The sequence below is a fragment of the Burkholderia sp. BCC1972 genome, assembly GCF_905339605.1.
Taxonomy (GTDB): domain Bacteria; phylum Pseudomonadota; class Gammaproteobacteria; order Burkholderiales; family Burkholderiaceae; genus Burkholderia.
Window position 1 is genome coordinate 104,437 of the sequence record NZ_CAJPGH010000028.1, and the last position, 8,023, is coordinate 112,459.

The following is an 8,023-nucleotide window of genomic DNA, read 5'->3' on the forward strand; positions in this document are numbered from 1 at the left end:
CCCCGAACTCACTGCCCTGCGGCTCCCCGAACTCGATGATCGGATGCGGCACAAGCTTCGCCTCGCGAAGCTGATGCAAATAGCGATCGCGAGAAAAAACGCTTGATTGCACTGTGGGGACGAATCTTCAATCGCTTTCGGGTGATCTGCACGTTCAACGGGGATCGCGCCGTCTGTCGCTACGCGTCGACGGTCGAGCAACGTACGGCCGTCGACGAACGCATCACGGCATCAATGTCCCCGCAACGCGTCATCGGTCAACATTCATCGGAAAATATGAAAGACTTCACGTTCGCCGCGCTCGACGCATCGCAGTCAACTGACCGCCGAGCCGACGCCCGATCTTCCGCGTTCATCCTGCCTACAAAAAAGGACGCTACATGTCAGTACGACGTTTGATATGCACCTGGCTCTCGCTGTGCCCGTTGATTGCAGGCACGGCGATGGCCCAACCCGTCGAGGTACCGGGCTTTACCCACGTGCGCTCCCTGGGCGGCATCGACGAATACCGTCTGGATGCCAACGGCCTTACCGTGCTTGCCGTGCCCGATCCCGCTGCGACGGTGGTCAGTTTCCAGGTGTTGTACCAGGTGGGTTCACGCAACGAAGCCGCCGGCACGACCGGCGACACTCACCTGCTCGAGCACCTGATGTTCAAGGGCAGCCGCCACTACGACAAGGCGCTCGGCAATTCACTGAACAGCTACATGGAGCGCGTGGGCGCGAACTTCAACGCAACCACCTCGATGGACCGCACCAACTACTTCGGCACGCTCGGGCGCGATGCGCTGGAAGGCTACATCGCGATCGAGGCCGACCGCATGCGCAACCTCCTGCTGCGCCCGGAAGACCTGGCCAGCGAGATGACGGTGGTACGCAACGAGTACGAGCGAGGCGAGAACAGTCCTTTCACCGCCTTGTTCCAGCAGGTCATGGCCACGGCTTACCAGGCACACCCCTACCACCATCCCACCATCGGCTGGCGCAGCGACATCGAGCATGCGAGCGTGGACAAGCTGCGCCGTTTCTACGACACCTTCTACTGGCCGGACAACGCCACCGTCATCCTGGTCGGCGATTTCCGGCCGGACCAGGCGTTGGGGTGGGTCAGGCAGTATTACGGCGGCATCCCGCGTGCGCCCAAGGCCATTCCCGCTGTCACGACCGAAGAGCCGCCGCAGCAGGGGCCGCGAAGGCTGGTGCTCAAACGCGCGGGCGCAACGGGCAATCTGATCATCGCCTTCAAGGGGCCGCGCGCGCTCGACCCCGATGCGGCTGCGTTGACCGTGCTGGGCCTGGTATTGAGCCAGGGCAAGAGCAGCCGGCTGTATCGCGCACTGGTCGACACCACGGTTGCCACGCAGGCCGGCGCCGGCTTTCATGCGCTGCGCGATCCCGGTCCGTTCGTCGTGACGGTCAGCCTGCCGCCCGGCGCGAAACACGAGCAGGCCGAGAAAATCACCTGGTCCGAACTGGAGCGGATCAAGACCGAGGGCGTCACTCGCGAGGATATCCAGCGGGTGCTGGGCCCTTACCGGGCCGATCAGGTCTACCAGCGTGACGGCGTCCGCTCGACGTCTGCCCGATTGGGCAACGCGGTCGCGCTGGGCGACTGGACATTGTTCGTCACCGAGCTCGAAGAACTGGAAAAGGTGACGCCCGCCGATGTGCAGCGCGTTGCCCGCAAATACCTCGTTGAAAACCAGAGCACCACCGGCTGGTTCGTCCCGGAGAAATCTTCATGAAGCACCTTCGTTTCAACCATCTGCGGACGTGGTTCGTGTGGTTCGCCGTGCTATGCCTGCCTGTTGCGGCCCAGGCAGGCATCGCCGACCGCGTCGTGCGCTCGCAGGCCGGCAGCATCACGCTGTTGACCTATTCGATGTCGCCGCACGAAATGGTGTCCGTTACCGGGGTGATGCCCCTGGGCGATGCCGACACGGCCAGCAAGGCGGCCAATCCCGCCGTGCCGTTGCTGACGGGCATGTTGCTGCAGGAGGGCAGCACCCGTCGCGACAAGGTGGCGATCTCCGCGCTGCTGGAAAGCCTGGGCGCCCAGTTGTCGTTCCAGTCCGACGGCGGCTATGTCGCCATACACGGCCAAAGCCTGACCAAGGATTTGCCGACGCTGATCGACCTGATGGCCGAGCAGTTGCGCTTGCCGGCCTTCAAGCCGGAGGAGTTGGCCAAGGCCAAGAGCCGGCTGGAAGCCGCGGTCCGTAACGCCGGAGAAAACCCGTCGGTTCGGGCCGCCGAGGCGCTGAATCGGTCCATTTACCCCGATGCCCACCTCAACGCACCGGTGCCGCGCGAACGGATGCTCGAAGCGATCGCCGCTGCCACGCTGGACGACATCAAGGCCTTTCATCAAGCCTATTACGGGCCCGCACACATGACGCTGGTCGTGGTCGGCGGCGCGGACCCTCGCCGCCTGCAGTCCATGGTGACCGACGCCTTCGCGGGCTGGAGCGGGGGCCGGGCACTCGTGCGACAGGGCCCGCCACGCAAGGCAAGCCGGCCCGACACGCAGCGCATCGCCATGGGAGACAAGGAATCCGTCAGCGTGATGCTGGGGCAGGCCATCGACCTGCGCGCCAGCGATGCCGACTATCTGCCCCTCAGCGCGGCCGTCAACATCCTGGGCAACGGCTTCACCGGCCGGCTGATGGCAGGGGTCCGCGACAAGGAAGGCCTGACCTACGGCATCCATGCCGGCCTGTCCGGGCTCTCCCTGATGGACGGCGCATTCGTCATCACCAGCAGCTTCGCCCCGCCCCTCCTGGACAAGGGCGTCGCCAGCACGCGCCGGATTCTGGATGCCTGGTGGAAACAGGGTGTTACCCAGACAGAACTGGATGCGCGCAAGGACGGCATGATCGGCCGCCATCAAGTCGCGATGGAAACCACCGGGCAGATGGCCGCCATGATCGCGCAGACGGTGCTCCAGGACCGCCCGCTGAATGACCTGGATACCTATCCCGAGCGTGTCCGCGCGTTGACCGTCGAGCAGGTCAACACCGCCATCCGCACGTACCTGGACCCTGGCAAGATGACATTGGTGGAAGCAGGCACGTTTGCAGAGAAATAACCGCCGCCTCGCTTCGTTCCGCGCCCAGCCCGGCTTCGGCCGGGCCGCTGCCATCGCACGATTGTGCGTGCGCCTGCGCTTTGCAGAACGCCACCGGATTCCAGCAGTGGGAGCAGGCAGGGCGCAACCTAACCGAACCTTCAGCGGTTTGATGTCTACGGTGTCGGTGCAGTCGTCAGAGCATGGCTCCGCGCGAAATCGACAATATCTTTCGGGGCGCGACTGCTCCGCTCGCGACAGGCCACGCGTCAGGGATCACCCCTGATCAGCAGAGTTGTAACTCCAGATCACGAGTCCCCAATTCGTCGACTTGATGTCGGGAAATTTCTCCCCCTCCTTAAAATAGCGCCGCCCCTGTTCACTCCCGAGTGCCGGACTAGTCCACCATCCACTCTGCGGTACCACCTCACCGGGCCGGCCCTTCAGTCTCGACGAGGCGACCTGCTGGGTAGGTTCGCTCGAACCGACAACAACGGGACACCATTCGACGGCGTGCCGATTCTCCGTACTGCCTGCGGCAACCGCTCGGCGGGCTTCCGGTGTATCGTCGAACCGGGTCCGGTATGTCGTCTCACCCTGCAGTACGTCACCGAACGTGCCACCAAGAAAGTGCACGCCCGTCAAGTCTGCACCCCTGAAGTCAACACCACTCAGATCACAATTCTCGAAGGTGGCATCGATCAGCCGTGCGCCATCGAGCCGAGTTGCCGTCAGCCTGCACTCGGTGAAACGGGCCGCCACGAAAGCGCATCGCGTCGTCGTGTTCCAGCGCCATTCGCTCTGCTCAGCCAGCATGCCGGAAAAATTGCATTCGATGAGCTCCGAAAAATTCAAACTCCCGTCAGACAGCGTCACGCCTGAGAGATCGCTATTGCTCAACTTGGCATATTCGATGAACGATTGCCGGAATCGAGCATGGCGAAAATCAGCGCGGTTTCCATAGACTGGTAGCATCTGTGCCAGATGGAACACGCACTCCTTGAAAGAGGCACCGTCCAGGATCGCGTGTTGAAACCCTACTTCGTCAAACTGCGAAGCATCGAACACTGCAAAGCCGAGATGGCTGTAGCTCAGGTCGAGGCTTTCGAGCCTGCCGCCCTGCAGCGGCGCCCCGCGCAAGTCGATCGTCGGCGACCCATCCAGCGCATGTGGCATGGAGTCGCACAACGGCACCCATTCGTCCTCCGGCAACGCGCCCTTGATCGCGTCGAGCAGGTTCTGGTATTTCCCAGCTTTCCATCGATCGCGCAATTCCTGCGCGTCGGCGTTCGTTAGCATGCAAATGCTCCAGGCAGATATGTCTTTACCTTGGCAACTTACGCGCCATCCATCTTCCGTTTCGGCTCTTTAACGCTGCGCAGACGGCTTTCACTTGCTCCGGCTTGATTGGGGCCAGTGTCGGAGCCCATGAAATCGAGATCGGGTTAAATGCGGGCACTTATTCCAAGCCCCGTTCGACCGCCATGAGCAGCCGATGCCAGCATACAGCCAGCGCCTCAGCACTTCACCAAACGGCCCGAGCCGCAACTCGATCACCGGCGCGCGCCGAGGCAAGCGCCAGCGCGATCCCTTTCTCGGCAACCGGATGAAGTGACGGGGATCTACCCGCACGAGTCGCTTCCCGACAATTCCACCGGAACCGCGCCGTCGCTATGCGAAAATCGCAGCGTCCACTCTCTTCCATTACTCAACGGGACTCGCATGACCACCCACATCACGATCGAATTCACCGAACACGCAGCAGAAGCCATCGGTGAGCAAACCAGCACGAGCTTTTCCTACGACCAGGGTGCGCATGTACCGCAGCCCGGCGACTTCGTCGAACTGGAAAATTCGCGGCAGACGTTCCTCGTGATCGGCCGCGTGTTTTCGCTCAAGGCGAACTACAGCGCCGTCAAGCTCGTGCTCGACCTCCCGCCGTCGGATGGCGAACACGAATTCGATCCGGCGTCGTGACGCATCCAATCCCGTGACGAAATCGCAAAAAGTCTGCCGAAGCAGGCCCGCACTCGATCCGGCGCTCACTCCGGATACGTCGCTGCCGTCGGGCACCGGTTGAACCAGACCGCATCGTCGCCATCGCCGATCAGCTACAGCTCCGTATGGAGTTGCGGCCGGCCGGTTCTCGGCGCAGGCGCGTGACTATCGTTATCGGCCGTCGCCGCACGTACCCACGCAGCCTGCGCCCGCGCCTCACAGAACGCCACCGGGCGAATCTTCCCGCCATCGATCGCAGACACCGCGCGATACTGACAAACCGCACCGGCGGCCCAATCCTCGCCCCGGCTGCAGACACGCGCACGATGCCGCACGTGTAGCGCGCCGAAACACGCCTACGAAACGTGTGCGCCTCGCGCATCGCCCTGAACGAGATCGCGGCTCGCCTCGAAGCCCGCCAACGGGCCGCCCGTACATTTCGCAAGCACTGGCGCTCGGCCCGCGCCAGCGCAATCAGCCCTTTGCCCGACCGATCGGCCGGCACGGCGGCACGCTCGTCGATGGTCTTGCGCATTTCGTCGGTGATTATTCAAAAATCCAGCCGAGCAAATAAAAATAGAGAAATAAATTCAAAAAACCAACAAACCAAACCACAACCAAAAATCACCAATAAATTTGTTTTACTGCAACCACCCAATTGCCCCCAGCCCTTATTTGACCTCACGACATACAATTCACCAGAATAGTTTAAAACACTCAACAATCCACAAAAATCATTTCCAAATCCGCCACCCCCATTCAACACCCGATTAATCTCCGATATATTTCACGGCGATCAGACATCGGCGGCTATTCGGCCAGCCAGTCCTGAACCGTGCATTACTTGCATCACAACCCAAGCAATTCACTCATTCACCAAGGAAAGACCATGAGAAAATTCGCGGCCACCCTCGTTTCGGCCATGATGCTTGCTACATCCTCGTACGCGTCCGCGGAATCGCTTTGCAAGGCAGGCAAGATCGACAAGATCGAAACCGATACGAGCGGCAATCTGCTCGTATCCATCAACGACGGTATTTATTCGTTCAGCGCCAAGGAAGTTTTCCCGATCATCTATTCGGCATTTTCCGAAAATAGAAATCTCTTCATTTACGGAAACAACTGCGCGAACGGATCGGCGGCAGGCCGCTTCGCGGTTCGATAAACCGACTGAAAATCCGGCCATCTGCATCTGTTACAAGCAGTGCTTTATCTGATATTCGGCCGACCGGGCTTTGCCGGTCGGCCTTGTGCGTTTTAATCTGCACTGATGTACTACGGCCCGACAACGCGCATGTACTCGCGGGCAATACCACCGCGCGGTCAATCGTTCCGCGACGCGGCCCGGAGCCATCCCGAACGATGCCGGCGCGACACTTTGCACGTCCACACCGGATTCGCCGCTTACTTCTTCTCCGGCTCCGACGATCCCGGCTGCTTGAACGGGAACGTGCTGAACATCGACTTCGCCTGGTTCTGCATCTGCTCCTGCATCTGCACGAACATGTTCTTCGACTGCTCGATGTAGCTGGTCATCATCCCTTGCATCATCGGCGCCTGCATGTTCATGAACTGCGACCAGACTTCCGGATTCATCGCGTTACCTTCGTAGAGGTTCTTCGACTGATCGGCGAGCTTGTTCTGGATGTCGATGAACGCCTGGATGTTCTTTTCCAGGTACGTGCCCATCATGCCCTGCATCGCATGACCGTAAAAACGGATGATCTGCGACAGCATCGACGACGAGAACATCGGCACGCCGCCGCTTTCCTCCTCGAGGATGATCTGCAGGAGGATGCTGCGCGTCAGGTCTTCGTTGGATTTCGCATCGACGACCTTGAAATCCTCCTGCTCCAGCACGAGCTGCTTCACATCGGTGAGCGTGATGTACGTGCTTGTCTCGGTATCGTAGAGCCGGCGGTTCGGGTACTTCTTGATGAGCCGTTCGGCCGTCTTCTTTGTAGTAGTCATGTAACGCCTTTCAGTGCAGCGTTGCGCAAGTGACGAATCCCCGCCGCCCGAATCCGGGAGGCGGGGGCCTTCGGAACATACCCGGCTGCGCGGCCACCCGGCCCGCGCAGCCCGGGCGTCAGCCCATGTGCAGGCCGCCGTTCAGCGAGAAGTCGGCGCCCGTCGCGAAGCCTGAATCGTTCGACGCGAGCCACGCGACGATCGAACCGATTTCCTCCGGCCCGCCAAGACGCCGCACCGGGATCGTCGCGACGATCTTCTCGAGCACGTCGGGGCGGATCGCCTTCACCATGTCGGTGCCGATGTAGCCCGGCGACACGGTGTTGACCGTCACGCCCTTCGTCGCGACTTCCTGTGCGAGTGACATCGTGAAGCCGTGGATGCCGGCTTTCGCGGTCGAGTAGTTGGTCTGGCCGAATTGCCCTTTCTGGCCGTTCACCGACGAAATGTTGATGATGCGACCCCAGCCGCGCTCGACCATGCCGTCGATCACCTGCTTCGTCACGTTGAACAGGCTCGTCAGGTTGGTGTCGATCACGGCCGTCCAGTCTTCATGCGTCATCTTGCGGAACACGACGTCGCGCGTGATGCCCGCGTTGTTGACCAGCACGTCGATCTCGCCGACTTCGGCCTTGACCTTGTCGAATGCTTCCTTGGTCGAGTCCCAGTCGCCGACGTTGCCTTCCGACGCGATGAAATCGTACCCGAGCGCCTTCTGGTCCTCGAGCCATTTCACGCGGCGCGGCGAGTTCGGGCCGCAACCCGCGACGACCTTGAAGCCGTCCTTCAACAGACGCTGGCAGATGCTGGTGCCGATGCCGCCCATCCCGCCCGTTACGTACGCAATTCGCTGAGACATGAATCTCACTCCATATTTTGGTTTCGAGAGCTGCCGAGGCCCCCTCTGACTTCACGTGGCGCCGGCCGAAGCCGCAATCGGCCGGTGCCCCGGATTCGGTTCGACGGTAACGAACGGCCGGTTACGGA

General features: G+C 61.2%; 9 protein-coding genes. 6 read left to right on the plus strand and 3 right to left on the minus strand.

Annotation, left to right across the window (positions count from 1 at the left end; all coding sequences use genetic code 11):
- Window positions 1-102: 102 nt before the first annotated feature.
- The 3 genes from U5798_RS30560 to U5798_RS30570 are packed head-to-tail and all read left to right on the plus strand — an operon-like array spanning window position 103 to window position 3,088.
- Entirely contained in the window at window positions 103-399 is a 297-nt protein-coding gene (locus tag U5798_RS30560; protein WP_322084151.1) for a hypothetical protein, read from the plus strand.
- A gap of 44 nt (window positions 400-443) precedes the next feature.
- Window positions 444-1,745, plus strand: coding sequence for a pitrilysin family protein (locus tag U5798_RS30565; RefSeq protein WP_322084152.1), 1,302 nt, complete (start codon window positions 444-446; stop codon window positions 1,743-1,745).
- A complete protein-coding gene (locus U5798_RS30570; protein WP_322084153.1) occupies window positions 1,742-3,088 on the plus strand; it encodes a pitrilysin family protein in 1,347 nt (448 codons plus the stop codon). Before U5798_RS30565 ends, U5798_RS30570 begins: the two co-directional genes overlap by 4 nt.
- A gap of 255 nt (window positions 3,089-3,343) precedes the next feature.
- Here the strand turns inward: U5798_RS30570 and U5798_RS30575 are convergent, their stop codons facing one another.
- On the minus strand, window positions 3,344-4,366 hold the full coding sequence (locus tag U5798_RS30575; RefSeq protein WP_322084154.1) for a pentapeptide repeat-containing protein: 1,023 nt from the start codon (window positions 4,364-4,366) through the stop codon (window positions 3,344-3,346).
- Between the two features lie 423 nt (window positions 4,367-4,789).
- Here U5798_RS30575 and U5798_RS30580 point away from each other — a divergent pair, with 423 nt between their 5' ends.
- The 3 genes from U5798_RS30580 to U5798_RS30590 all read left to right on the plus strand — a co-directional run bounded on the left by U5798_RS30580 (window position 4,790) and on the right by U5798_RS30590 (window position 6,230).
- Complete coding sequence (locus U5798_RS30580) at window positions 4,790-5,044, plus strand: hypothetical protein (protein WP_124457076.1); 255 nt, start codon at window positions 4,790-4,792, stop codon at window positions 5,042-5,044.
- A 386-nt stretch (window positions 5,045-5,430) separates the two neighbouring features.
- Window positions 5,431-5,772: a hypothetical protein gene (locus tag U5798_RS30585; RefSeq protein WP_322084155.1), complete on the plus strand. Its 342-nt coding sequence runs from the start codon at window positions 5,431-5,433 to the stop codon at window positions 5,770-5,772.
- A gap of 182 nt (window positions 5,773-5,954) precedes the next feature.
- On the plus strand, window positions 5,955-6,230 hold the full coding sequence (locus U5798_RS30590) for a hypothetical protein (RefSeq protein WP_322084156.1): 276 nt from the start codon (window positions 5,955-5,957) through the stop codon (window positions 6,228-6,230).
- 239 nt (window positions 6,231-6,469) lie between these two features.
- Here the strand turns inward: U5798_RS30590 and phaR are convergent, their stop codons facing one another.
- Together phaR and U5798_RS30600 are read right to left on the minus strand one after the other, a co-directional pair.
- Window positions 6,470-7,036: a polyhydroxyalkanoate synthesis repressor PhaR gene (phaR, locus tag U5798_RS30595; RefSeq protein ID WP_089467558.1), complete on the minus strand. Its 567-nt coding sequence runs from the start codon at window positions 7,034-7,036 to the stop codon at window positions 6,470-6,472.
- 118 nt (window positions 7,037-7,154) lie between these two features.
- On the minus strand, window positions 7,155-7,895 hold the full coding sequence (locus U5798_RS30600) for a 3-ketoacyl-ACP reductase (protein ID WP_014896930.1): 741 nt from the start codon (window positions 7,893-7,895) through the stop codon (window positions 7,155-7,157).
- Window positions 7,896-8,023 lie beyond the last annotated feature (128 nt).